Origin of the sequence: Sulfitobacter sp. 1A12056, assembly GCF_043558125.1 — a bacterium.
In the GTDB taxonomy this organism is placed as follows: domain Bacteria; phylum Pseudomonadota; class Alphaproteobacteria; order Rhodobacterales; family Rhodobacteraceae; genus Sulfitobacter; species Sulfitobacter faviae.
Map to the genome: position 1 here is coordinate 135,893 of NZ_JBIFFY010000008.1, position 24,650 is coordinate 160,542.

The window sequence follows — 24,650 nt, forward strand, 5'->3', positions numbered from 1 at the left end:
CGCTGTGTGCAAGTTCTTGTTTCTGATACCTCCGTCATGATCGACATCGAGAGAGCCTCGCTGACAGCGAGGCTCTTTGACCTCCCCTATGATTTTGTTGTTCCAGATATTCTTTATGAAGCGGAACTTCTCGACTGGATGGGCCCTGATCTGATCGATCTGGGACTAAGAGTGGAAGAGCTCACGCCGGAAGAAACTGCACACGCGACTGAGCTGAAGCGGGCGAAAGCTATGCTATCGACGCCAGATGTCTTTGCATTTTGCCTCGCGGCTGAAAGGGGTTGGGTTCTTCTTACCGGAGACGGAGCACTCAGGGTTGAGGCGGAGCGCCAAGAAATCGCGATGCACGGCGTCCTCTGGGTCTTCGATGAAATGGAACGTCACGAGGTTTGTTCGACCGTCCTCCTCAAGTCGGGCCTCGAGGCGGTTCGTGATCACCCGAGATGCAGACTTCCCAATAGGGAAATCAATAGGCGCCTTGCGAGATACTAGCTTGTTTATTCGGCTTGCTGGAAGGAAATTGTTGCGAAGCTCTTCTTCGCTTTAGCCTTGCGGCCTCCCCCGCTCGGTACGCCAGGTCGCAGGGGAGAACGGCCCTTCGGTCCGTCGCGCATTCGGCCATGCGGCCTCACCGCGGCGTTGCGTCTGGCATCCCGGTTTGCCCGCCTCGCGAGCACGTCCCTCCCCGGCCGCTCCGCCGGATTGCGCTCTGGTCTGTTTTGCTTGAGCGCAAAACGATCCCGCCACTCCATCCGTCTCCCGCGTCCGGTCGGGCCGTTTGCCTGCTCGGGTCGGGCAAACCTACCGTCAAAACACACACACATGAGCGTGGAAGCATATCCTCCGGATGGCCCCCAAATCAGCCCGCGTCAAGGATCGCAAAACTTTTCGGCGAGGGCGGGGCCTGTGGCGCGGGGCGGTCCCGTGGGTGAGGGCGCGCATGTGTCGGGTGTTGTGCACAGAAAACTTTTGCGCCCGGCAAGCCGGCGGCTGCGCCGTCCCTGACTCGGGCAGATTCGGAAACCAGGCATTCGGCCATGCCCCCACACTCACGTGGTGGCCTTGCAACCGAACACTGGAGACCAGACATGGCTTACGACAACGCAAACACCTACGAAACCATCGAACTTTTCGGACTGACTGAAAAGGACGCGCAGCTGCCGATCCCGGAGGATCACGTTCTGACCGACCACATCGTCAGCGAGAGCTTCGAGGCTTTGCTCGGCCAGCTGCGCGGGACCGGGCTTGAAGCAGAAATCGAACCGCTGGCCCATGGGCTCGCGACGATCCTGCAGCGCCGCAAGGTGGCACTCGGCAAGGAGGTCGACCGCACCGCCGACAAGATCGGCGCGCTGGCAAAATCCCACGACGGATCGGAAATCGCCGAGACCGCTATTGAGGAGGCGCAAGCGCGCTTTCTGCAGCTGCGCGAAATTGTCGGCGCCATCGAGGTGATGAGCGAGGCGGCGGCGGAATCCTACGAGATCGAGACGGGCCACGCTTTCATCCCGGCAGCCGGATCGCGCGCAAGCGTCCGGGCGCAAGAGACCGGGGCGGTCTTCGAGGCGCGGCAGCTCCTGGAGCAGCACGACCGCGAGACTGCCGAGAAGTCGAAAGTCGAGGGGGTGCCCCTGATCGTCTCAGGCGCCACCGACTGGACCGATGTCGATGTGATCTTCAACACGCTCGACAAGGTTCGCGAACGGATCAAGCAGAACCGCAATCAGGAGATCTTCCTCTGCCACAAGGGTGGCAAGCATGGGGCGGAGATGATTGCGGCCCGGTGGGCCCGGGCACGCGGGGTCGCGCAGGCGCGCTTCGATCCGCGCTGGTCCGCGCACGGGCGGGCGGCACCGTTCAAGTGCAACGACGAAATGCTGGACGACAAGTTCGCGGCGACGGGGGTTGTTCTCTTCGGTGGCAACGGGGTCGCGCTGAACCTCGGGCAGAAGGCGGAAGCGAAAGGCCTGACGGTCATGCGGGTTGCTGACCCGGCGAAGAAGACTGCGCAGGATTGAAGAGAGGGGGTCGCGCTTGGCGCGGCCCTTTCGTCATGTCTCATGGCGCGTGCGGTCGGTCACGCGTGATCGGGAGCTCGCGGCGGCCAGCAGCGTCATCGCTCTACCCGGTCCGCCAGAGTACGGCCCATCCGCATCGGTACGGGCTGGGGATGGTGCGCACCTCACGCACATCGTCAGCGGCGCAAGACGCGAGGGGTCGAGACTTCGCACTTGAGGCTGAAGACCTGCAGGTCCCTCGGGGCGTGTTTCGGAACATCGGATCCACGCGGGCGGGCTCCGTCAGCACACCGGCCAGGCTCGGCGGGACGCGGACGCGGATGGTGGCGGCTGCGTGATGGCAAGGGTCATCCGGATCACTCCTTTTTGCTCATTGATGTGGATCGCACGGGGTCGGCCCGTTCGTACCCTCAGCTTACGCTTCGGCAAGCACAAATACGGCTTCCACGGCTGGCCGCGGACCCTCCGCATTTGCGCTTGCGACCGGGCCTCTTGCCCCCGTGCCGGGTGATCCCCATCGCAACAAGGAGTAACCCAAATGACCAACCACTACGTCGCTACCGTCCCCGTCAAGTTCACCGATACCGATGGCCAGGAGCGCACCCGTTTTCAGCGCGTGGGCGCGATGTTCCGCAACAACCGCAACGGGGACGGCTCGGAGTTCTTCAGCCTCAAGCTCGACTTTCCGGTCGCAGTCTCGGAGCTGGTGATGTTCCCGCCGAGTGCGAAAGATCCCCAGGACTGAATCCTCTGACGAGGATGAGCCGCCCCAGGACGAACTTGGGGCGGCCCTGTCCCTGTTCCAGGGATGCCGTCACCGGCGCGGTTGATCGCCTACAGCGACCTCCTCTTGGTGCCGGTCGCTGCGCGGTCAAGGGACGCACGCCCCCCGGAATGATCAGGCCGCGACAGACCGGCCAGTCAGCCTCAAGGGGGCCATCCACAAAAACCTATCGGCCAGGGCCTCCCGGTTTTTGCGGCAGAGATTTGGGGACCCAAATCTGGCCCTCCTTGACCCTGCCTGTCCGCCCTGTCGGTGGGGTTTGCGCCCGCCCGCGGTTCCGTCCGAACACATACGTGTTCGGCCAGACCCTCGGGCGGGGCTGGCGGACGGGACCCCTAGGACAGGTGGGTCGCCCGGTGGTGAGGGCGGCAGAGCCGCGTCCCTGCGGGCCGCGGGGGAAGCGGACACCAAGGCTGCCTGAGACCGAATGCGACGTAAGTATATAATTGACAGTTGGGTATATTATCGTAAGGTGGGGGCAGCCTTGGTGGAAGGTGGCAGGAAATAGGGGGTCTTTCTTCCGCATGTCCCGAACAAAACGCCTGACAGAGATCGAGAAGATGCAGATCGTCCGCGAGGCCGCGGAGGGTGTGTCGACGTCCGAGCTGGCTGAGCGTTTCGAGGTCACATCGCGGGCCGTGCGCTACGTCCTGAAAGCTGATGCCGAGCGCCAGGCCGATGCCGCGATCCCGGTCTCAGCAGTCAGTGTGAAGGTCACGGCTGCGGAGCTGGCGGCGCTCGACGAGGTGTTGGCGAAGGCGGGGATCGAGAGCCGGGCCGAGGGGTTGCGGCGGCTCATCCATGCGGCAGGTGGCGTGTTTGTCCCGGACGCGCAGATGGCGGCTGAGATGGCGCGCTATCGCGCCTCGCTGCACGAGGTCGGCAATGGGGTCGCGCAGATCGCCAAGCAGATGACGCAGGCCAACCGGCGGGGGCAGGGGGCAGGGGGCGGCACGAGTGCCGAGTTCACCGAATTGCGCCTTGCACAGATGCGCGGGCTGGCGCGGTTCATTCTGGATTCCGCTGACGAGATCGACCTGCTGCTGCGGCGTCGGCGCGACGTCATGCAGCTGGAGGCCACGGCCGCGCTGAGGGAGTTTGCCCATGCGGCTGAATGATGCTGTCCATGCCGTCACGGGCGAGGTCTTTCGGGATGGCTGGAGCCGCGTCCGGGGCTCGATGCAAGGGCTGCACGTGGCCAAGCAGACCCAGCTTGTGCGCGCGGCAGCAGGGCATCGGCCGGCGGTCTTCAAGGCAATCCGAAGCGGGGGCACGCACACGAAATCGCAGCTCGCAAACCAGCTCGATTACCTCACGACCAAGTCCACCCATATCGTTGACAGTAGCGGGTTCCTGGATGGCAAAGCGAAGCTCGAGGCGGATGACATCAAGGACCTGACCGAGCGTTTTGCCAAACGGTGGGATGCGGGCTTCAAGCCCAAGCTGGGCCAGACCACACACATGCTCATGTCCTTCCCCATCGGCACGCGCGGGGAGGATGTGCGCGACATTGCGACGGATGTGGCCGAGCGGTTCTTCCAGACCGACGAGGGGCATTTCGATTACATCATCGCGGTGCATGAGGACCGCGATCACCCGCATGCGCATCTGGTGCTGAACCGCCGCTCGCAAGAAGGCGAGTTCTTCTTCCTCGGCCGCAATCACCGCTTCAACTATGACGACTTCCGCCTCGCCATGGTCGAGGAGGCCGAGAAGTATGGCGTGCGCCTGGAGGCCACGCGCCGGGTGGATCGCGGGGCTGTACATTACCCAGCCCGGACCAGCGAGGTCTACGCCGCGAAAGAAGAGGGGCGGGCACCCCGCGAGCGGGAACGTGTGGGGGCCGACCTGACCCGGACTCTGGCGGAGATCGCCAACACCAGAACCGTCTACCATTCCCTCGCCGCGGAAGCCTCTCGGGAGGCCCGCGAAGATATTGCCGCAGCCCTCTTCCGCGCGGGCGAGGTGCTGGCGCGGGGCGGGCAGGTGGATCGAACAGGAGATGTGTATATGGCCGAGGATCAGAGCTTCGAGGACCTGAGAAGCCTCTACGCGGAAAAGCTCGCGCGGGTGCAGGGCATGATCGCCGAGAAGTCTGACGCGGAACGTCCCGTGCTGGAAAAGCGCCTCATCGAGATCCAGACGCAGGTCCAGCACATGCAGCCGCTCGGATTGCGTTCATCCACGCTATCAGACGCCCCCTCGGAGGGTGGGATCTATTCCGAGGCGAACATACAAGAGAGCCAGTTGGAGCGCCTCACTGAGCCACAACTGCGCTCACGGATTGATGCTGCGTTGCGCGGCACCGGGATCAGCACATCGGAAGTGGTGTCCCGGATCGAGACGGGCGCCTCAAATGCAGCGCTGGAGCATCAATGGATCGCCAATGATCTCTCCAAGGTGGCCGAGGCGCGGGATCTGAACCTCGAACGCCGCGCTGATCTGGAACAGGCGCGCGACATTCTCAACGATGTGCATGTGGAACTTGGCACGCTCTTGGAACGGGAGAACGTGCTGCGCCGGGACGGTGTTATGGAAGCGGAAGCGGTCAGCGAGCGGTTCCACTATCACGAGGGTGCGGTGCGGGAGATGGAAGGGACAATCCGTCAGGAGATGCGCGCCGAGGGTTTGACTACACAGCAGATCGAGGACCGGGACCCTGAGGTTGTCTCGCGGGCGGAGCGCCGGATCGAGACCGAGCAGCGCGCGTATCTCGAGGCACATCCGGATCTGCTCGCACGCCCAAGCGATGTGATTGACCGGTCCGAGCCCTACAGGGAGGCCATCACCGATGCTTCCCGCGCCAGCGAGATGACCCGCGAGGTCGACCGGATCATGGAGGGACGCGACCTCCGCACGTCCGTTGCGGATGCTGTCGCAGATGACTTGCGCGCGCGCTATCCGGACACGCCGTCGCACCTTGCCCGCGGGCTCGGTGCGACCTATGCGGCCGTTGTGGAGATACGCGACACGGAGGTCATCAATCAGGTCCGCCGCGAAACCGAGATGCGCGACGGGCTCGGTTCTGGCACGCGCGACGCACTCCTCGCAGCCCGCGGTGGGACTGCGCCGCAGTCTGACCGTGCCGACCGCCTTGCAGACGAGATTGCGCATGTCCTGGACCATGAGCGGGCGGGGGAGTTGTCCGCGCCCTTCGAGACCGAGGCGGAGCGCGACGCCTTCCGCGGTGAGATCGCGCGGGTGCTGGACGTTCGCCAACTAGACCGGCTCACATCCGGCGATGCCGATGCGCTGGACAAGGTTCTCGAGGACCGCCTTGACCGGCTCTATGTCGCCAAGGTCTACCTGCAATCGGATGCAGCGACGGCCAACACGGAGGCCCTGCGTCAGGTGGTCGATGATCTTGCCGACACCGAATACGAACGGCACCGCACCGCCGACGTGGATGGCGAGACCGAGCGGGGTCAAGTCCATTGAGCGCCTCCATGGGAAAAGCGCGGATCGCCACAGGGGTCATTCTGGTAACGCTGGTGACCGGGGCCATGGGCTATACCATCGCCTCGACGGTGCTGACCTACCAGGATCTGGGCTTTGGCGCCGAGATCGACTTCGCCTATATCGCGCAGAACTATCTGGCGATCCTCGACCGCCGCCCCGAAGAAGCCCAACTCATCCACCTGATCATCGGCAGCTTCGCCGCCGCCGGCCTGATGCTGAGCCTCGCTCTCTCGGGATCGGCCCTGACACGCTTTGGCCAGACCCATTGGCAGACCGCGCGCGAGATGAAGGCCAACGGGTTTTTCGGCGCGCCTGGGACAGGGTTCATCCTTGGCAAACTGGGGACGCCCGGCTCCCGCGCAAAATACATTTGCTCGAAAGCCTTCCCGCACGCGTTGATCGTGGCTCCCACGGGTCGCGGCAAGACCACGGGCTTTGTCATTCCGAACCTGCTGACCTGGCAGGGCTCCGCCGTGACGCTCGATGTGAAGGGCGAGTGTTTCGAGGCCACGGCCCGGCACCGCGCAGCCCAAGGCGACAAGGTCTATCGCTTTGCCCCCACCGATTGGGAGGGCCAGCGCACGCATCGCTATAACCCGCTCCTGCGCATCTATGAGTTGAAAGATCCCGCGCGCCAGCAGATGGAATTGCAGCTGCTCGCAACGCTTTTCCTGCAGAGTGACAACGATCGGGTGCAGGGGCTCCTCAAGGGCGGGATAGATCTCTTCGTGGCGGCAGGGCTGCTCGCGTTCCAGCGCAAGCGTCCGACCCTCGGTGAGATTTACCGCATCGCGGCTTCAGGCGGGAACAAGCAGAAGGAATACTTCGCCCGCGGCCATGAGGTGGACAACAGGGCCGCCAAGCTGATCTTCACGCGGCTCGCTTCCACCAACAACGACACGCTGACCTCTTATGTCTCGCTCCTGATGACCTCGGGGCTCGACCAATGGCAGAACCCTGCGATCGATGAGGCAACGGCGGTTTCGGATTTTGATTTCCGCACGATCCGGAAAAAGCCCTTTTCGGTCTATCTCGTGGTCCAGCCGCTGATGGTGAAGCCGCTTGCGCCGCTGATCCGGCTCTTCTTTTCCGATCTTCTCTCGGCCATGCAGGAAAAGGACCCAGGGCCGGATGAGCCTTGGCCGGTGATGATCATGCTCGACGAGTTCAATCGTTTGGGCAAGATGCCCATCGTGGTCGAGAGCATCGAGACCCTGCGGACGTATCGCGGTCACCTCGCCGTGGTTACCCAAACCATCCCCGCCCTAGATGAAATCTACGGCGAGAACACCCGCCGCGCGCTGCAGGGCAACGCGGGCGTGAAGCTCTACCTCACGCCCTCGGATGAGAAGACAGTCGAGGAATTGAGCAAGGCGGTCGGCAAGACCACGAAAACCGTCGTCACGCGCTCCCAATCCATCGGCAAGAACCCCTTCGAGGGCCGCAGCCAATCCACCCGGACCGAAGAAAGTTCACTGCTCCCCGAAGATGAGGCGCGCCGCTTGCCGCTCGATGAAATCGTCATGGTGATCGATGCGCAGATGCCCGTCCGTGCGAAGCGGATCCGGTATTTTGACGACCGGCTGTTCAAGGCGATCCATGATGCGCAGTCGGGGGAGTTGCCGTTTCCCGAACCGGGGGGAGGGGGGTCGCAAGGCACGCTGCCGCTGAGTATGCGCGCCATGCCGATGACACAGCCGCCAGACGGGTCAGGCGGATCCGAGGCCGCCCGCGAGGCTGCTGACGGCCAGTGGTCAGGGCAAACCGATGTCGCCCCAAAGAAGACAGCGCCTGTCGTTCAAGCTGTGATCGCAGAGGAACAACGACAGATGGAGATGGATTTTGCGGCGCAGGTGCGTTCTGATGATCCTATAAGGGAGGAGGGAGACGATCAGCTAAGGACCGCCGTGGATCGGTTGGGCGAGCTGGAGACGAATATGAGAGAATGGCTTTGAGGCGGTTGGTGTGTCTTTGGGGGAATGATATCTTGAAAATACGAAGGTAGAAAAGACGCAACAAGAACTGTATGGCAACACTTTCAGATACCAGTATCATGGTGCAAAAATATAACTGCACCGAATGGGCTGAATGTGGCTCACTGTGCTTTCTGTATTGAGGATATCCGGCGGTTTTTGGGAGTGAAGCAGACAGCATGTATTACCTTGATGGCCTGGCGAGCTGGCCAATGCGTCCGGAAGCCAAAGACGCACTCATAGAAGCACTGGCCCAACCCGGAAATGCGAACTCCAATCACGTTGCCGGCTGGCAGGCCAGCAGTCTCTACGAAAAAGGAAGAAGGGCAGTCGCTGATCTCATCGGCGCTGCGCCGAACGAGATATTCATAACCTCCGGCGCTACGGAGGCAAATGCGCTCGCGATCATAGGGGCTGCGCGCACCCTTGCGGGTCAGGTTCCAAGTAGAAACAAAATCATTCTGTCCGCGCTGGAACACGACGCGGTTCGACGTCCTGCAGAAGCGCTGCGCGAGCTGGGCTTCGAGGTTCCGGTGTGTCCTGTCGGAGCAAGTGGTTCGATTTGCCTGGAAAGTTTGGAAGCTCTTTTAGGCGAGACCACACTGCTCGTCAGCACGATGCTTGCAAGTAACTTGACAGGTGTGATCCAACCAATTGAAAAGATAAGTGAAATGGCGCATGCAGTCGGTGCGCTCATGCATGTCGATGCTGCACAGGCAGCGGGCAAGCATCCGATCGACGTATTCGATCTCGGCGCCGACTACCTCAGCTTGTCGGCTCACAAATTTGGGGGACCACAGGGTGTCGGTGCACTGTTCGTTGCCGCCAACGCCCCAAAGCCATCCGAGCTGACATCCGCAAGACCGTTGGAAGAGTACCTGAGCGGAACGCAACCTGCCGCGATGGTCGCGTCGATGGGCCGTGCAGCTGAGATATCGGCTCAGAACATGGCGCGAGAGTCCGTCCACAGCAGGGTTCTGATAACCATGTTCGAAGAGCAACTCTCTGGCAACGGATTGCGAGTGGAGCGGCTTTTCCCATCAAGTCCGGCGGTTCCCGGGGCCGCCGCATTCATTATCAACACGCCGGCGAGCTCAGATCTGATCGACAGTCTGAACACCAAAGTATGTCTTTCGAATGCGTCTGCCTGCCATTCCGGTTCTTTGCAGCCTTCACCGGTTCTTTCCGCGCTGCATCTCACTCATGACGAGCAGAAACGCTTCCTGCGCATAGGTGTCGGGTGGTGGCTTTCTGAAGACGATATTGGCTCGGCGACGGCGATCATGGCCGGCGCAGTGGAGAAAGTCCTCCTTGCTACTGGTGAGCTTCACCAGTAGCATAGGCTTATGGCCGATGTATTTGACAATTGGTCCGGCAAACCGCAATTCGCCGGGCACGAAACATTCCCGCTGCGCATCCTTTGGTTGCGCAAAGCATATGACGCGGTTCGGGGCGGCGCCCCGCTGACGGTGTTCAAGGACGACGAAGCCATCTCCCGGTTCGGCGTTGGCCGAAACATGGCTGTTTCGATGCGATTTTGGGCGCAAGCCGCGGAAGTAATCCAACTCGACGGCAAGGAGCTAAAGCCCGATGATTTGGGTGACCTGCTCTTCGGCGAGAACGGATTTGACCCTTTTCTGGAGCATCCAACCTCACTGTGGCTCATCCATTGGAAGCTTGCATCGGTACCGGAGCACACCACAACTTTCTACTATTGTTTCAACGGGTTATTTGGTCATGAGTTTCGATCGACGGATTTGGTGGATGCCATCGAGAAGTTGATCGAGCAAAAGGGATGGCGTGGTGCTCACAAGACCATCCAGAACGACGTCACGGTCTTTCTGCGGAGCTACTGCAGCCGACCGAGCGGGGCGATGGATGACGCTGCGGAACCCTTGCTGGCTGAACTAGCGTTGATCCAGGAAACTGGCTCGAGCGGATGGTACGAATTCTCGGTTGGCCCAAAGCCGAACCTTCACGACGCCCTCTTCGCCTACGCCTTGGACGCCTACTGGACTCGGGCGCACGACAACCGCGCGACGCTCGCTGCGGAATTGATCTGCCACGACGCCGGCAGTCCCGGACGGGTGTTCAAGATGGACGAAGACAGCGTCATCGAGCGGCTGATGCGGATCGACGAAAGCACTGGTGGTGCCTTCGTCTGGACGGATACGGCTGGCCTGCGACAGGTCCAACGCAATCGGCGTCCTCACACGGATGCTCTGCTGCATCGCGCATTTGGCGAGATCGCGCGCCGCGGAAAGGTTGCATGATATGGTGCCTGATACGCTCTCAGACAAAGTCAGACTAAACGGCCGGTTCGTGCGAAGTGCACGGATCGACATGGACCTGACCGGGACGCCGCCCCTTCAAGGCTATGTTCTCCAGGCCAGTACCGAAAAATCGCTCCTCGCGATGGCCGCATCGCTATCGGAGGGAGCACAAAGCGCTTTTACCTGGACCGGACCCTACGGCGGCGGCAAGTCGAGTACAGCATTGCTTTTGGGTAACCTTGTTGCCGGTTCCAAGGAAGGAAAGTCTCTCGCTCGGAAGATCGCCGGGCCGAAACTGTCAAAGGCAATTGAGAAAGCCTTCGATCCCCGCTTGGGCAATTGGGCTGTTATTCCGGTTACCGGAAGCCGTGTTAGCCTCAGACAGGCGGTCGCCGAGAAAATCGCAGAGCGATACAGGTGGACCCGCGCACAAAAGGAACGCGCGACCAAGAGCGACGGCCAACTCATCCAAGACATATCTGAGCACGCCAGTCAGGGACCAATTGTTCTGGTTCTGGATGAATTGGGAAAGTTCCTCGAAGCCGCGGCCGATAAAGACCACGATGCGCACCTCCTACAGGATCTGGCTGAGGTAAGTGCCAGAAGCGACGGTCGTTTCGTTGTGATCGGAATCTTGCATCAGGCATTTGAGGCATATGCGGACAAGCTCGCTTCGAGCGCCCGTCTCGAATGGGCCAAGATCCAGGGGCGGTTCCAGGATCTGTCCTTCCTTTCTGCAAGTGATGAGACGGTCAGGTTGCTCGGGCGGGCAATCGATACGGATGAGAACCCTGGCACAGCGGAAGCGCAGGCAAGAAGTTTGGCAACATTCGTCGCCTCAAATCGACCAACGGACGAAGCGGAGCTGACCGAGGCGCTTGCGCAGACCTGGCCTTTGAACCCGATTTGCGCCTTGTTGCTTGGCGGGATCACACGCCGAAGCTTTGGTCAGAACGAGCGCAGCATCTTCGGATTCCTGGCGTCCGAAGAACCCGGGGGGTTTCGCGAATTCCTTAAGTCGACACCGGCAACCTCAGGGGAAACCTTCGACCCCGATCGTCTCTGGGACTATCTTCAGTCGAACTTTGGTCTTGCTCTTGCGGCTGGTCCGTTGGGGCCGCAGATGACGCTCGCGGCGGAGGCAATCGAGAAAGCGAACGTGCTCGGAACCGACCTGCACGTGAGGCTGGCGAAGTCAGCCGCGCTCATTGAGATCTTCAAGAACGGGACTGGGTTGGCCGTCGACCAGGCTGCCCTTTTGATCGCAGTTCCGGGGAGCAGCGTCCCTGATATTACGGGTGCACTCGATGAGCTATGTGACTGGGGAGTTTTGCTTCGCCAGAAGCGCGTGGGTGGGTATGCGTTATTCTCCGGCAGCGATTTTGACCTCGATGCGGCTCTTGAGAGATTTGGCGGTCGGACCACCTCCTCAGATCTTTCCCAAGTCGCCGCAAAAGCCGGCTTCGACCACATTGTCGCTAAACGACATTACTTCGATTGCGGCGTATTGCGAACCTTTGCGTTGCACGTAGAGTGCCTGGGTGAGCACTTCGATCCAAATGAGTTCAAGCGTACCGTAGGTCGCAAGGCGTCGGCAGTTAGTGGTGTCATGGTGATGGCCATCGCGCCCCAAGACGCGCGCTCGCCAGACATCGAAGCGATGATGGATGAGATTGTTCGGATTCTAAGGCGTACGGGCGTCGTAAGCGCAGTCTCTTTGGTCGGAGATGGGAAGCGCTTGATCGAAGATGCAGGCGACCTGGCGGCGTTGGCTCAAGTTCAAAAGCAAGTACCTCAGATAGCCGGAGATAGGATCGCGCGACGGGGAATCCGTGCGCGTGAGGCATTGCTGCGCAATCGCTCGAACGTCGAACTCCAGCGCCTTATGCTGTCGAGCCAATGGCAAATCCTGGGGACAAACGACTCCGATATAGTGCTCTCTTTGTCCGCTGCGGCATCGCGCTTGGCTGACACTGCCTATCACTCGACACCAATCATTCACAGCGAACTGCTGCAAAAGGACAGACCTTCCTCGAGCGCTGCGGCCGCTCTTCGAGCCCTTAGCCATGCCATGGTGAAAAACCCGGATCAGAAAAACCTTGGCTTCGAAGGGTTTCCCGCTGCATTCGGTCTCTACCTCACAACCCTGACCCCGAATGGTCTGCACCGAAAATCCAAGTCGGGCTACGGTTTTGCTGATCCAGATAGGACCATGACCGGTGCTTCCCTGAAGCCAGCCTGGAAGGTTTTGCACTCGAAAAAGGAGCAGTCGCTGGCGGAAGTCTATGAGGTCTGGCGGGGCGTGCCCTTTGGCATGAAGATCGGCGTGATGCCGGTTCTAGCGCTCGCATTCATGCTCGCAAATCGGCAGACCTATGCTGTCTACCAAGACGGTCGCTTTGTGGCGGATCTCGATGACATCTTTGTCGACAGGATGCTTCAGGATCCTTCGGCCATTGTGCTGCGGCCCGCTGGACGTTCTGAGCACCATCTGGCGTTCTTATCCCGGCTTGCGGAAGGGCTGGGCCTGTCTGATGCATCTGCACTTACGGTTGCAAGCGCGGCCTTCCAGCGGATCGAGGCTTTGAGCGACTTTGCCAAGCGCACCAATCTCGTCTCTGCCGACACGCGAAAGATACGCGATGCAATCCGGCACGCAGACGATCCCGAAACACTGCTCTTCGAAACGCTTCCCGGCCTGAATATCAAAGGTGATCTAGTTGAAAAGACTGTCGCTGCGATTGAAGAGTGTGAGGCGGCCTATGATGGCCTCGCTAAAGATCTGCGGCAAGCGTTGGCGCATTCCATCGGAGTTCCGAGTGACACCTTTGCCGGAAGCCTTGAACGCGCAGAGTCCATCAAGGGATTGAGCTCAGACCTGAAGTTCGAGGCTTTTGCGGCGCGTGTTGGGGAGATTGAAGCCGGGACCGGCAGCCTGGAGGCAGTGGCCGGAACTCTGCAGCCGAAGCCCATGCGCGACTGGTCCGACCGCAACCGCGAAGGGGCTTTGTCTGAGGTAGCAAGGCTTGGGCGCCGCTTCAGGCAGGCCGAAGCCGTGGCGTTGATGCGCGACCGAAAATCAAACACGGAAGCGATCGCTCTCATTGTAGGCGTGGATCCGAAGCAGCCGCCAATCCTTCAGAGTTTCGAACTCAGCGAAAACGAAAAAGAAACTGCAAGCAAGCTTGCGGACCAGATCATTCGGAATCTTGGCCAAAGTGAACATGGGCATGAACTCGCGTTGGCCGCTCTCGCTCGGGCTGTTGCGGCGCTCACCGATAATATGGACAAGATTGAAACATGACCAACGAACGACACATTCTCGGGATATCGGGCGGCCGCGATAGTGCGGCCTTGGCCGTCTATATGCGACAGAACCACCCAGACATCGACATGGAGTACTTCTTCACCGACACAGGGAAGGAACTGCCAGAGGTCTATGACTTTCTGAACAGGCTCGAGGGGTTCCTTGGCAAGCGGATCAATCGGCTGAACCCAGATCGGGATTTCGATTTCTGGCTGGCGGAGTATGGGCATTTCTTGCCGTCGGCCAAGACCCGTTGGTGCACACGGCAACTAAAGCTGAGACCGTTGAACCTGTGGCTGCGTGACGACCTGGAAAAGGGCGTAGTCGTCCACTCCTACGTTGCTATCCGGGCCGATGAACCAAATCGGACTGGCTACAAGTCACAGCATCCAAACATGTTGGTGCGCTTTCCTCTTCGGGACGCCGGCATCGACAAGGCCGGTGTCGTCGATTTGCTGAAAGACACTGACATCGGCGAGCCAGAATACTATCGCTGGCGGTCCAGGTCCGGATGCACCTTCTGCTTCTTCCAGCAGAAGATAGAATGGGTGCGCCTGATGGAAGAGCACCCCAAAGCGTTCGAAGAAGCACGTGCATATGAAAAGACGGCTGAGGAACATGGATCCCCGTTCACCTGGAGCGATGGTGAAAGCCTAGACGACCTCGCCAAACCTGAACGTGTTGAGGCGATCAAGGCGGACTACGAAAAGCGCCGGGCCCGCGCCATGCGCGCCGTGCGGCCCAACCCACTGTCAGCGCGCTCCGAGCCGTCGATCGACGAGATTTTTGGTGTCTTTGAGGGAAATTCATGTGTTGTTTGTCACAAATAGTCTCCAGGCCCATTAGCATATAGATTCGCGGCACGGTGCTTCGACAAGGGGCGAGAAAGGCAGTATTTGTTTAAAGTAACGGCAAGAACAGTTTTGGAACTCGGCTCCGAGCTTATCAGTTCGGACGTGATCGCGTTTTATGAACTTATCAAGAACGGGTTTGACGCGCGAACCGAGAACGGCGTTGAGGTGCGCTTTGATGTTGTGCTTGGTCTGCGAAGCTTCAGCTCGCTTCGCAATCGCTCGAAAGAGCAAGAAGTCCCGCTGCAAAATCTCAAGGAGCGTTGCCTGTCCGAGCTGAACTCAGCTGCCACAACGATCTATGACAAAGCGCAAAAGTTGATTGCTGCCGCAGACTCTTATGATCAACTTTCTAAAGCGTTGAACGAGGTCTATTCGCTTAACACGATCCGCGTCATTGATACTGGCACTGGGATGTCGGCGACGGATCTGGAAGACAAATTTCTGGTCATTGGTACACCCTCACGAAAGATCGCCGTAGAGAAGTCCGTTGCCGAAGGGCAGAAAAAGCCTGATTTTCTCGGCGAGAAAGGCTTGGGTCGGTTGTCAGCAATGCGATTGGGTGGAACGCTCTCTATCGAAACCGCGCGAAAGAAAGACACGAAACTCAATCACCTATCGATCGATTGGCGGGCGTTTGAAGACGTCAATAAGATGATCGAAGACATAGATATCAAGGCAAGTACGTCTGGCGCAAAGCGATCGCCAAACTACTCCGGAACTGTTCTTACTATCTCAGAGCTAACATCCGATTGGAACGAAGGCCGGATCAAACAGTTGGCCGCTGAAGATTTTGCTTTTCTGACCAATCCCCTTGCAGATAGCAGAAATCGACCACGAATTGCATTGGTATGGAATGGTGAGCGCATCCCAGTTCCTATGCTTGGAAAGAGCTTTCTCAAGCTCGCCCACGCTAGCATTTGGGGGGCATACACGTTAGGAGAAAGCGGACCCCAGCTTACCCTGAACTTGAAACTCAGAGAGTTAGGTTTTGAGCACCCAGTTGTCGAAGAGGAGCTAAGGTTCGGGGAGAAGGACCTGTTTGCAATGATACGCGGCCGGGACGAGGCGATTCCAGAGGATGCGTTGACTGACTTGGGTCCATTCACCTTCGAGGCGCATTGGTACAACAGGCGCCGTGTTAAGGCGGAGGGTGGGATGGATCGCGAGCAGATCCTGAAGCTACACCGTCAATGGACCGGGATCAGAATGTATCGCGATGACTTTCGGGTCTATCCGTATGGGCAAGAGAAGGATGACTGGCTCGGACTTGATCGTGAAGCTCTTATGGCTAGAGGATACCTCCTCAACAAGATTCAGCTTGTCGGTCAAGTCGACGTCAGTCGAAGCGCGAATCCCGGTCTCGTAGATCAAACCAATCGGGAGGGCCTGAGAGAGACCCACGAACAGCAAGCGATGCTGAGGATTGTTCAGTTCTCTATTCAAGACCAATTGCGCAACGCGATGAGGCGTGCGGAGACCAAATACAAGACCAAGCGTGCAAAACCAGTGGAAGCAAAGACAGAGATCGCAAGGCTCGAGACGAGAGCGCAGAAGGCAATCAGCAATTTGCGTTCAGTAACGACCAACCAAGAACGCGAAACGATAGAAGAACTACAACAAACATTGCTCGAGCTGACGGAGCTCGCAAAGATCTTGAGAGAACGTAACGCCGAGGTCGAGGGCGATGCGAAGCTAATGCAAGACATGGCCGGCATTGGACTACTGGTCGAAATCGTCGCTCACGAACTCGCACGCACCTCAGAGCATGCTTTGGAGCGCATTCGGGAAATTCGAAGCACGGCAACGTCGGACGAAGTCGTAACAGGCTTGGATGGGTTGGCGGCTTCGATGAAGAGCATTCACAAGAGACTGCGCATTCTGGACCCATTGAGTGTAAGTGGGCGACAAGCACCCGAGACTTTTTCGCTTACCCAGCTCATCAGCGAGACCCTTGAGGATCATCAGACTCAGTTTAATAGGCACGAAATTCATCTCAAGTATGAACCGCCAAAAGACCGCTTCATGACCAAGACGGTCAAAGGCTATGTTGTGCAGATATTCGAGAACCTACTTGCGAATTCCGTCTACTGGTTGAGCCTAGAAAAAGAGAAGTCGCCTCTGTTCGAACCTCAGATCAGTGTCAGCATTGTCGGCTCTCCGACCAGAATCATATTTTCTGACAATGGCCCGGGGATCGACCCTGAACATAAAGATCGCATCTTTGATATGTTCTTCTCCTTAAAAGAGAGCAAGAAACGGCGCGGCCTAGGTCTTTACATCGCCAAGGCCAACGCCGTCGCAGCAGGTGGATCACTCGAGCTACAAGAGGAGCCGGTAAATGATTTCGGGCGCCTGAATACATTTGAGTATTGTATTTCGGAACAAACCTAATGGATATCCAACATAACGGCGTTGCTACAGCAATAATTGTCGATGACGGCGTAGATCCGTCACCCCTAGTGTCCGACCTTGGAAATGTGGATGATGAATGGTCGGTTTTCTGGGCTGATTTGACAGCCGAGGACAAAGCGTTGCTCGATGAGATCTACCCCGAGCACAAGGATCTCGATGCGGAAGCGCTGATCAAAGACCAGACCTTCGTCACGCTAGCGTTTGAACGACGGGAGGAATTTTCTGGTAACGCTCTCGGCAACGTGTTTGAGGCATTCCTCGGAAATCAACAGCAAGTCCGGAAATTCATCGACGCTGCGGCCGCGAAGCTTGATGGCATCGGCTTGAAAGTAAGCGAAGTCGGTAGGGATTTCGTTACCGCTGCAAAAGAGGCCGATCTTATTATTGTCGATCTGTTTCTTGGGTCTGAGCAAGCGGAGGGTGATAAGGAGCGATCCATCAGCGGCTTGAAAGAGATCTTGAAGGATCGGGCCGGCAACCCGCCTATGGTGATATTGACCTCTGCACACAACAGCCTCCATGACCTTCGCCATGAGTTTCGCGACAAGACGGGGCTACTGGCGTCCGGCTTCAGGACCATCAAAAAGTCGGAAATCGAAGAGGACGGGCTCCTTGAGCAGCTTGTCTTCGAATTGTCCGAGCATCGAGGAGATGCGCTGAAGCTGTGGGCGTTCCTGAAATCCTGGGAGACCGGCATCTCACAAGCGCTGCAACGAGCGCAAAGTGAAGTTCGGAAGCTCGATCTCGAAGATCTTTCTCACGTGAAACAGATGCTATCGTCAGAAGGAGTGCCATTGGGTGGCTACATGGTCGATATTATGGATGCAGTGCTGGCACATGAACTGGAGGCGGAACAAGGCGTTATCGACGCGGCGATCGCGCTCAACTCGCTAGAAGCGACGTCCTTTCCCCCGAATTCAATCACGGGAAACAAGAACACGCTTGAGGTTGTTCGTAAGACACTGTTTGTAAATGAAAAAAGAAGGCAACTTGATCCGAGTGGCGGCTTTCCAGTGTCCTTGGGCGACATCCTTGCGATTTCACCAGACGCTGACGGGCCCGATGTTCGGAACGGCACAATTTTCGAGGGCGAAGAGCGACGCGTCTTCCTCGTACTGACGCCTTTGTGCGACCTTGTGCGGGATCCACCGAAGGCCAAGCGTGTCCTATTGCTCGCAGGCACCTTTCACGATCACGGGGCGCTCAGCTTCAAAGCTGTAGCCAATGGAGTCCATACCCCTGTCTTGGATCTGAATGAGGAATTGCGCGGTATCGTTAAATGGGACTTGAAGCATATCGAGACGATTGGGAGCGACGCGCTCACCAATCTTCTGCCGCCGCACGGCTCGTGTTTTGTCCCTGCGAGGTTGAAGGAGCATACGGCAATTGCGCTGCAGCAAAAGTTACTCAGTGACTTGGGTCGGGTTGGAGAACTGAAAACCATGCCATCGATGTTCCCGATTCGGTGTGTGGTGTATTTCACGAACAGCCACCGCGAACTTGTGCCATTGGCAACGAACCTCGATGGAATTCTGGTAGGTGAGAGCTCTAATAGGCTCGCGTTCGACGCTGCGCACAGGTTTGGCTTTATGAAAGAGGTCCGGGCGGCAATCGCAGAGGTCTACGAAACTAGCAGGGCGAAACTCCAATCGACCTTGGCTCCAAGCGCGTTGGACGCTCTGTTCACAACGGGTGTTGAATACAAGTCAGATGCCAAGCCGAAGCCCTGCAAAGTACCGGGTGATGGTGCGAGCGTCGAAATTGGCAAGATCATCATCAACGAATCTGCTCAAGACGCCTTTCAGGATGTCAACCAACATCAGGGAGCCGGTTTGATCTTCGAACTGAGTGAAGGACCAGCGAATGTCTAGTTCAATGGATGGCAACGCTACCCGGAAGAAATGGTTCGGCCCTTGACCAAGACTTCTTGGCCTACCTCTATTCGATACTGCTCCGGAAAGAAGTGCATCATCCATTGTTTGAGAATTCTCCAGGCGTCAGTCGGACCAATCATTGATGACTCATCGATATACTCTGCGATCAGCTCCGCCGCCTGAGTATCAGAAACCCCTGAACTGCTGGCAGAGACCACTTTCTGGACGACTTCCAGCTGCTGGAGCCGATCTGCAACGTACTCTAGGAACTGTTCCTCCGAGTAGCCTTTGGGCGGGCCTAATGTTCTCAAATCGCGCTGCGCGAATTCGTAGGCTGACCGGACCATTTTTGCCTCGTCAAGCTCGCCGGTATATACCTTGAATAGACGTTGTGGCGATGGGCAGAGGGGTATCCATCGAAAACTCGGATCATCGTCGTGCTCAACATCGATCGAAGTTATCTTCGGACGCTGAGCCGCCAACTCTGCGGCCTGGTGCGCGATCTGATCACGCAGTTCGGCCGTCACCGGAACGCAGCGGCTCATTAGCGATGCTTCCCATGCCTGGAGCTCATGTTGGCTCATATCTAGCTCAACAAGTAGTTCGAGATTGGTCGGGAGACGCCAACCAAGTGCTCGCCCGGTCAGATTTGCGGACCCAATGAGACAAGACTGGTCGGACCGGAAGAACTTGGCGTGCAGGTTTGACTGTCTCCAAAGCTGCGCTTTCGCGCGATCGGCGATGACGTCGAAGATCTCCAAGTCACATACACCGTCCACGATATCTTCGGGCCGCCACCGCGTTACGCAGTCTATATGCGGCCCTGCCGAAATCGGGATGGCGTCCAATACCCGCTGTAGTGCATCGACCTTAATGAAGGGCGCAACGAGGACGACTCGCTCTTTTGCCGATGACACTAGTTCCAGCAGCTGGTCGCCAAGCATCTCACCCGGCATTAATCATCCTCGCCATCGTCGAGGAAGAACCGGGTCATCTTGCCCCACTCTTGACGCATGTCCGATAGGCGTTGCTTGTGCCTGACTTCTTCCATTTCGTAGCGAGCCCAAGCCGAAAACACGATGCGCAGTGTGTCCGAAGCCATGTGTACGCGGTCGAGCAGTTCCTTCTCGGTATCTTCTTCTGTGTCCGGGTTCAGCGCTCTCACCAGGTTGTCGTAGAACGGATGGTTGGAATTGAAGATAACGTTGGTGACACCACCTTGGACTCTCTCCACGTTGAAGAACGCATAGCCTTCCATGGCTTTCTCGAGGAAAGCGACCTTGCGCTTTCTCGTAAGGATGGCGTCAGCAATGGCTTTGGCGACGTCGTCGGGGTAGTGCTTGTCGTCCTTCAAATCGTCTTCATAGGCATCCCGGTCATCTGCTCCGAAATCCTCCGTGTCTCCTGGCGTCTCATGTCCCTCGTCCGCACGTTGACGGAATTTCGAGGTGACTGTGTCTTCTACGCCTGGCTCTTCGTGACGCTTGCGACCGCCCGTGCTTCGTGTGCCTTTCGTCTGCTGTTCTGTTCTTTTCCTCAGTTGCGTGATCTGTTCCCGGATGTGCTCGACGATAGGGATTAGGAGCGCCCGCGGGTCACCTTCGCTGCTTGCTCGTTCAATGAAAGAGGAGCGGCTTTCATTCTCTTCTGCGTCGGCCTTCCAATCATATTGCGCCAGCTGCGAAAAGATCGTCGCACTTTGCTTGTTGTTCGTTACACCGAAGATTTCGTCGAGCGTGGCAGGGAATTCGACCTCTGCTCCCCACCATCGTTCCGTGGGGTCATAGCTGTTGGTCCAAGATGTATCCAAATCGAGTTCACGACCCTCTCGAACAATTGAAAGGCCTAGGTTCTTCATGGCATGTTTGCCGTACGGCTTTGATCCGCGATTCAGCCCGTCATCAGGCACCGTCTCTGGTTTGGCCCAACTAAACCTGACGAAGACTTTATGCTGCTTGCCTCCAAAATCGATTGTGAACTCTTCGTCGTTCTCGCCCCAACGCTGAAACATCGGAACCTTGTCAAAAGGTTCGGGAGTGGAGGAGTTCGGCATGAGGTAGAGGGGATCATTGACAACCGCTAACCTTCGGCCGGTGTTCCCACCCTCTTCGACCCGAACGAGGTGAATGGCGACACGGCCATCGTTAATGAACTTGCGATACATCCTGCCGATGATCGCCTCGGTATTCCGCAGGGTCGCCTCAGCGCCTCGCCATGTAAGTCGATACTCTTCAAACCTGGACCAGACCACGAGTGTACCGGAGGTCCCCAAGATTTCGGACCGTTCGCGCCATTTGGTGGGCAGGGGTGAAGGAGCTGGCGGCGGCACCCGATCTTTCACACCGCTTTGAATGTCAGTGACATCCAGATAGGAATGAATGGCGTTGTCCGGCCCGTTCGTCCAAGTCCAGACATCCAAACGGCGACATTGCGAAATTGACGAGTTTGGAAGTCCCATGCCGAACCGTCCAATGCCAGCTCGATCATCCAGGTGAGTGCCGTTTCCAAACTGCAGTGCGATGGCCAATGTTCGTGCGGACATGCCCTTGCCGTTGTCGATCGTGCCGATCTCTTGCAAGCGAAGGCGCTGCTGAGAATTTACCTGCTCGTACTTCTCGATACAGATGAGCTCAACTTCACTGGCGTCAGCCTGAATTGAGTTGTCGATCAGCTCTGCGAGTGCGTATGCGGTATTTCGATACCCACTATCGCGCATCGCTTTAACGGCGAGTTCCGGTGGAATAATGAACCCGGACTCAGTGGTCCCGTCGCTAACAATTTCTTTCATTCCAAACATCTTCCCAATTGCAGAAAGCGTCAGCTACATCTCCGAAGCCGTGCATTTCAGTATCCGTCACCGAGACAATCTCTGAGGTTTCATTTCCCCCAGCTCTTACACCTCGCGTAGCCCGGCCCACCATTTGGCTATAGAGAACCAAGGATTTGGTAGGGCGGGCAATGATGGCCGCACTCGTTTGCGGTGCATCGAATCCAGTTGTGAGAACGCCATAGTTGAACATCACAATAGGTTCTGGCGCCTGGCTCTTGAAGCGTCGAATTGCCCGTTCGCGAGCCGCCGGAGCGGATTCTCCGGTGACGACAAGTGCTTCAGTGCCCCGTGCGACCATGATGGCTGCCAGCATCTTGGCGTTGGCAACCGATGGGGCGAAGACAATGACCCGGCGATGGGATGACACGAGATTCTCGCACTCTGAAATTATCCTGAGGTTTCTTTGTGTGCTTTGACCTAGTCGCTCCAGAACGTCCCCCGGCACATCAATCGCCTGTGACAGGCCCTTCATGTCCTCTTGTGACAAGTCGAGTCCGGCCTGCACGTTCAGAGTTCGGAAGTGCGGACGGGCAAGATAGCCTTCTTCCATCAGATATGTGACCGGGTCGGGGTGGCCTTCGATTTCCAACATTACCTTTTCACGACCGAAGAATTCGGAGAGCTTTTCGTCTTTGCTCAAATCATCCCAGGTTCGTCCGGGAGTGGCCGTAAGGCCAAGGAGACGCGTCGTCGCCCGTTTTGTTGCAAGGGCATCAAGAACAGAGCGATATGTTGGAGCGATCGCTTGGTGTGCCTCGTCGATGATCACCAAAGATACCCGGTCAGCCAAAGTGAGCAGATCATTCACCGAGTTCTTTTCCAATGCTGACATTTTACCTAAGCCAGCGACAACTAGCCCGTCCTTGGCGTTGGCAAGATCGACAGGCTTGTTTCCCCAAAGCCGCCAAAGCCCGACATCCCTGTTGCCAAGGAAGCGCCACGACTTCTGAAACTCATCTGCGGCTTGATCGAGAAGCTCTATGTTCTGGGCGAGCCATACGACCAGTGTCGGTTCACTGGCGCTCAGGTGCGATCCTACGAGGTGCATTGCGGTACGTGTTTTTCCTGCGCCTGTTGGCATGTGCAGGACACCGCGGTGTGGACCTTGGGAGAGCATTCTTTCGGTTCGCCTTGCGGCCAACCGTTGATGCTCGAACAGCCCGTAGCCGACGTGAGCGCGATCGTTTCCTGGAAGCCGCGCCCCTGGAGCAGTCGGGTCGTCCACGACCCCAAAAAAGGAAAGCAATGCTGGGAGGTTTTCAGCGTTCGAAGCAAGCGTCAATGCATTATCGAAAGGGTTTCGCCCGGCTGGAGTGCCGAGTTTTGTGCACAGCTCACGCGCTTTCTTTAGAGGCATTAAAGAAATCAAAGCGTCGCGCGACACGTCGTTCTGTAGCGTCTCGGTAGGATCCAACATGTATACTGCCAGCTCGGTCAACTTTTCTGACGTGCTGAAACCGGGTTCCAACCCATCCATAATGTCGAGCATTTCGTCAGGAAGAAGGGCTTTAACTCTCCCAGGCTTCGCCAGCCGTAGGAGTTTGGAGAATGCGAGACCCGGTGAGTCCAGATCAATGTCTGCATCAGGTGCCATGGTCTGCTCGCGGCCCTCTCAATCGTTCTTGAACAATTGCTGGCAGGTTACGTTGGTTCTGAATAACGCGCCACCTTGAAAGCAGAGTTTGCTTCTGCTTGCTCAAAGAACGCCTGTTGCGACGGATTAGCACGCTTTCGAACAAGACGGTTGGGTCAGACGCGTGAGGCAAGCCGGTCGACTAGATTGTCCTTACCGTTTGCCTAACCTCCTCAACCTTGAAAGCTGCGCCAGCATTCGGGCTCCTGTGCCGGTCGCGTTGCCGGTGGGAGCTGCGGTTGGCCCGCCTGCAGAATTGGGTCGGCTCGGCAACGCTTGGACACCAAAGAATTGTCGCGCGCGTAGAGCTGCGTATTCCGCACCTGTCGCACCTCCGATGGCGTATCGGTTGTAGACTTGTTGGCTGCCTGCGAGTCCTCGTGCAAAGGCATAGCTGCCTCCAAAGCCGGCTGAGAGCGCTGGTATCATGATGTTTCCAGAAATCGCCCGAACCAGGAAGGGCGTTGCAATGATGAATCCCTTTGCCATCAGAACCATCATGAAGAACGGGATGAGCGCGCCGATGTTGGAGGCGCCTTCCGGGTCGCCCAACTCAGCAAGAAGCGCACGCGAGACACCCGTGATGGTCGCGAACACGCCCGCAACTACGATCGGATACATCGCGAAGGAAATCAGCGCGGATAACCAGCGCGCGAAATAATCCTTGGTCGCTTCAAAGAGGGTCAGGAAGATCATGACCGGCGCAATCCCGATCAGAAGAGCGATCATGAGCCGAGACGCAACGACAATGAATGCCGCCAAACCACCGAGGATCGAGAGCAGCAGAACGCCCAGGGTGTCCAACAGGGCACCGGCCATCCAGTTCAGTTCAGACCCCGCAGCATTCAGATAATCGCCGAGCGCTGCAATCAGGTCATCGAACTCCTCAGCAAAGGTACCGGACGGTCCGGGTGATCCGCCGCCGACAGACGCCACAAGCGATCCTGCAATGCTGTCGATTCCATTCAAGATCGCTGCAGCAAGGATGTTGAACTGGACCCAGTTTGTCGCGAAGACACCTATCAACCCCACTTTCACGGCGAGCCCAAAGGCCGTGCGCCCGTCCATCGCTCGATATTGGTAGATCGTGTTGATGAAAACCAGGATGACAACGAGTGTCGTGCCGAGTACGAGCATCGTCCCGACTGTTGCGGCAACCGCGCCAAATTGAGTCTCGGCAGCGGTATTGAGATATCCTTCAGCCGTTTCCACGAAGTAGGTGACGACGCTCAT

16 protein-coding genes are annotated in these 24,650 nt (G+C 57.9%); 12 read left to right on the top strand and 4 right to left on the bottom strand.

Features of this window, described 5'->3' with window-relative positions:
* The first annotated feature begins 36 nt into the window (after positions 1 to 36).
* The 12 genes from ACGYLD_RS14850 (at position 37) to ACGYLD_RS14905 (ending at position 18,951) form a co-directional block, all read left to right on the top strand.
* Entirely contained in the window at positions 37 to 492 is a 456-nt protein-coding gene (locus tag ACGYLD_RS14850; RefSeq protein ID WP_394403002.1) for a hypothetical protein, read from the top strand.
* Between the two features lie 596 nt (positions 493 to 1,088).
* Positions 1,089 to 2,018 (top strand): DUF2493 domain-containing protein, encoded by a 930-nt coding sequence (locus ACGYLD_RS14855; protein WP_394403004.1) that lies wholly within the window; start codon positions 1,089 to 1,091, stop codon positions 2,016 to 2,018.
* A gap of 538 nt (positions 2,019 to 2,556) precedes the next feature.
* Entirely contained in the window at positions 2,557 to 2,763 is a 207-nt protein-coding gene (locus ACGYLD_RS14860; protein WP_394403006.1) for a hypothetical protein, read from the top strand.
* 563 nt (positions 2,764 to 3,326) lie between these two features.
* Entirely contained in the window at positions 3,327 to 3,920 is a 594-nt protein-coding gene (locus ACGYLD_RS14865; protein WP_394403008.1) for a transposase, read from the top strand.
* The gene (locus ACGYLD_RS14870) at positions 3,907 to 6,240 is read left to right on the top strand and encodes a relaxase/mobilization nuclease domain-containing protein (protein WP_394403010.1); all 2,334 of its coding nucleotides are present in this window, start codon (positions 3,907 to 3,909) and stop codon (positions 6,238 to 6,240) included. Before ACGYLD_RS14865 ends, ACGYLD_RS14870 begins: the two co-directional genes overlap by 14 nt.
* Before the next feature lie 8 nt (positions 6,241 to 6,248).
* A complete protein-coding gene (locus tag ACGYLD_RS14875; protein ID WP_394403012.1) occupies positions 6,249 to 8,216 on the top strand; it encodes a type IV secretory system conjugative DNA transfer family protein in 1,968 nt (655 codons plus the stop codon).
* 197 nt (positions 8,217 to 8,413) lie between these two features.
* Positions 8,414 to 9,571, top strand: coding sequence for a cysteine desulfurase family protein (locus ACGYLD_RS14880; protein WP_394403014.1), 1,158 nt, complete (start codon positions 8,414 to 8,416; stop codon positions 9,569 to 9,571).
* Positions 9,572 to 9,580: 9 nt separating this feature from the next.
* On the top strand, positions 9,581 to 10,507 hold the full coding sequence (locus ACGYLD_RS14885; RefSeq protein WP_349539930.1) for a DUF4007 family protein: 927 nt from the start codon (positions 9,581 to 9,583) through the stop codon (positions 10,505 to 10,507).
* A 70-nt stretch (positions 10,508 to 10,577) separates the two neighbouring features.
* Entirely contained in the window at positions 10,578 to 13,811 is a 3,234-nt protein-coding gene (locus tag ACGYLD_RS14890; RefSeq protein ID WP_394403017.1) for a hypothetical protein, read from the top strand.
* Positions 13,808 to 14,644, top strand: coding sequence for a phosphoadenosine phosphosulfate reductase family protein (locus ACGYLD_RS14895; RefSeq protein ID WP_349539932.1), 837 nt, complete (start codon positions 13,808 to 13,810; stop codon positions 14,642 to 14,644). The genes ACGYLD_RS14890 and ACGYLD_RS14895 overlap by 4 nt, the downstream gene beginning before the upstream one ends.
* 66 nt (positions 14,645 to 14,710) lie before the next feature.
* Positions 14,711 to 17,059 carry an ATP-binding protein gene (locus tag ACGYLD_RS14900; protein WP_394403019.1) on the top strand — a complete coding sequence of 783 codons (2,349 nt, stop codon included), beginning with the start codon at positions 14,711 to 14,713 and terminating at the stop codon, positions 17,057 to 17,059.
* Entirely contained in the window at positions 17,059 to 18,951 is a 1,893-nt protein-coding gene (locus ACGYLD_RS14905; RefSeq protein WP_394403021.1) for a hypothetical protein, read from the top strand. The genes ACGYLD_RS14900 and ACGYLD_RS14905 overlap by 1 nt, the downstream gene beginning before the upstream one ends.
* A 17-nt stretch (positions 18,952 to 18,968) precedes the next feature.
* Here the strand turns inward: ACGYLD_RS14905 and ACGYLD_RS14910 are convergent, their stop codons facing one another.
* From ACGYLD_RS14910 to ACGYLD_RS14925, 4 genes are all read right to left on the bottom strand, one after another.
* The gene (locus tag ACGYLD_RS14910; protein ID WP_394403023.1) at positions 18,969 to 19,910 is read right to left on the bottom strand and encodes a phospholipase D family protein; all 942 of its coding nucleotides are present in this window, start codon (positions 19,908 to 19,910) and stop codon (positions 18,969 to 18,971) included.
* Positions 19,910 to 21,742: an ATP-binding protein gene (locus tag ACGYLD_RS14915; RefSeq protein WP_394403024.1), complete on the bottom strand. Its 1,833-nt coding sequence runs from the start codon at positions 21,740 to 21,742 to the stop codon at positions 19,910 to 19,912. Before ACGYLD_RS14915 ends, ACGYLD_RS14910 begins: the two co-directional genes overlap by 1 nt.
* Entirely contained in the window at positions 21,726 to 23,378 is a 1,653-nt protein-coding gene (locus ACGYLD_RS14920) for a DEAD/DEAH box helicase (RefSeq protein WP_394403026.1), read from the bottom strand. The genes ACGYLD_RS14915 and ACGYLD_RS14920 overlap by 17 nt, the downstream gene beginning before the upstream one ends.
* A 192-nt stretch (positions 23,379 to 23,570) precedes the next feature.
* Positions 23,571 to 24,650 carry a type IV secretion system protein gene (locus ACGYLD_RS14925; RefSeq protein ID WP_394403028.1) on the bottom strand — a complete coding sequence of 360 codons (1,080 nt, stop codon included), beginning with the start codon at positions 24,648 to 24,650 and terminating at the stop codon, positions 23,571 to 23,573.

Coding starts and splice junctions, on each gene's coding strand:
- ACGYLD_RS14850 (WP_394403002.1), top strand. CDS start 37: ATGATCGACATCGAGAGAGCCTCGCTGACAGCGAGGCTCTTTGACCTC.
- ACGYLD_RS14855 (WP_394403004.1), top strand. CDS start 1,089: ATGGCTTACGACAACGCAAACACCTACGAAACCATCGAACTTTTCGGA.
- ACGYLD_RS14860 (WP_394403006.1), top strand. CDS start 2,557: ATGACCAACCACTACGTCGCTACCGTCCCCGTCAAGTTCACCGATACC.
- ACGYLD_RS14865 (WP_394403008.1), top strand. CDS start 3,327: ATGTCCCGAACAAAACGCCTGACAGAGATCGAGAAGATGCAGATCGTC.
- ACGYLD_RS14870 (WP_394403010.1), top strand. CDS start 3,907: ATGCGGCTGAATGATGCTGTCCATGCCGTCACGGGCGAGGTCTTTCGG.
- ACGYLD_RS14875 (WP_394403012.1), top strand. CDS start 6,249: ATGGGAAAAGCGCGGATCGCCACAGGGGTCATTCTGGTAACGCTGGTG.
- ACGYLD_RS14880 (WP_394403014.1), top strand. CDS start 8,414: ATGTATTACCTTGATGGCCTGGCGAGCTGGCCAATGCGTCCGGAAGCC.
- ACGYLD_RS14885 (WP_349539930.1), top strand. CDS start 9,581: ATGGCCGATGTATTTGACAATTGGTCCGGCAAACCGCAATTCGCCGGG.
- ACGYLD_RS14890 (WP_394403017.1), top strand. CDS start 10,578: ATGGACCTGACCGGGACGCCGCCCCTTCAAGGCTATGTTCTCCAGGCC.
- ACGYLD_RS14895 (WP_349539932.1), top strand. CDS start 13,808: ATGACCAACGAACGACACATTCTCGGGATATCGGGCGGCCGCGATAGT.
- ACGYLD_RS14905 (WP_394403021.1), top strand. CDS start 17,059: ATGGATATCCAACATAACGGCGTTGCTACAGCAATAATTGTCGATGAC.
- ACGYLD_RS14910 (WP_394403023.1), bottom strand. CDS start 19,910: ATGCCGGGTGAGATGCTTGGCGACCAGCTGCTGGAACTAGTGTCATCG.
- ACGYLD_RS14915 (WP_394403024.1), bottom strand. CDS start 21,742: ATGAAAGAAATTGTTAGCGACGGGACCACTGAGTCCGGGTTCATTATT.
- ACGYLD_RS14920 (WP_394403026.1), bottom strand. CDS start 23,378: ATGGCACCTGATGCAGACATTGATCTGGACTCACCGGGTCTCGCATTC.
- ACGYLD_RS14925 (WP_394403028.1), bottom strand. CDS start 24,650: ATGAGCGTCGTCACCTACTTCGTGGAAACGGCTGAAGGATATCTCAAT.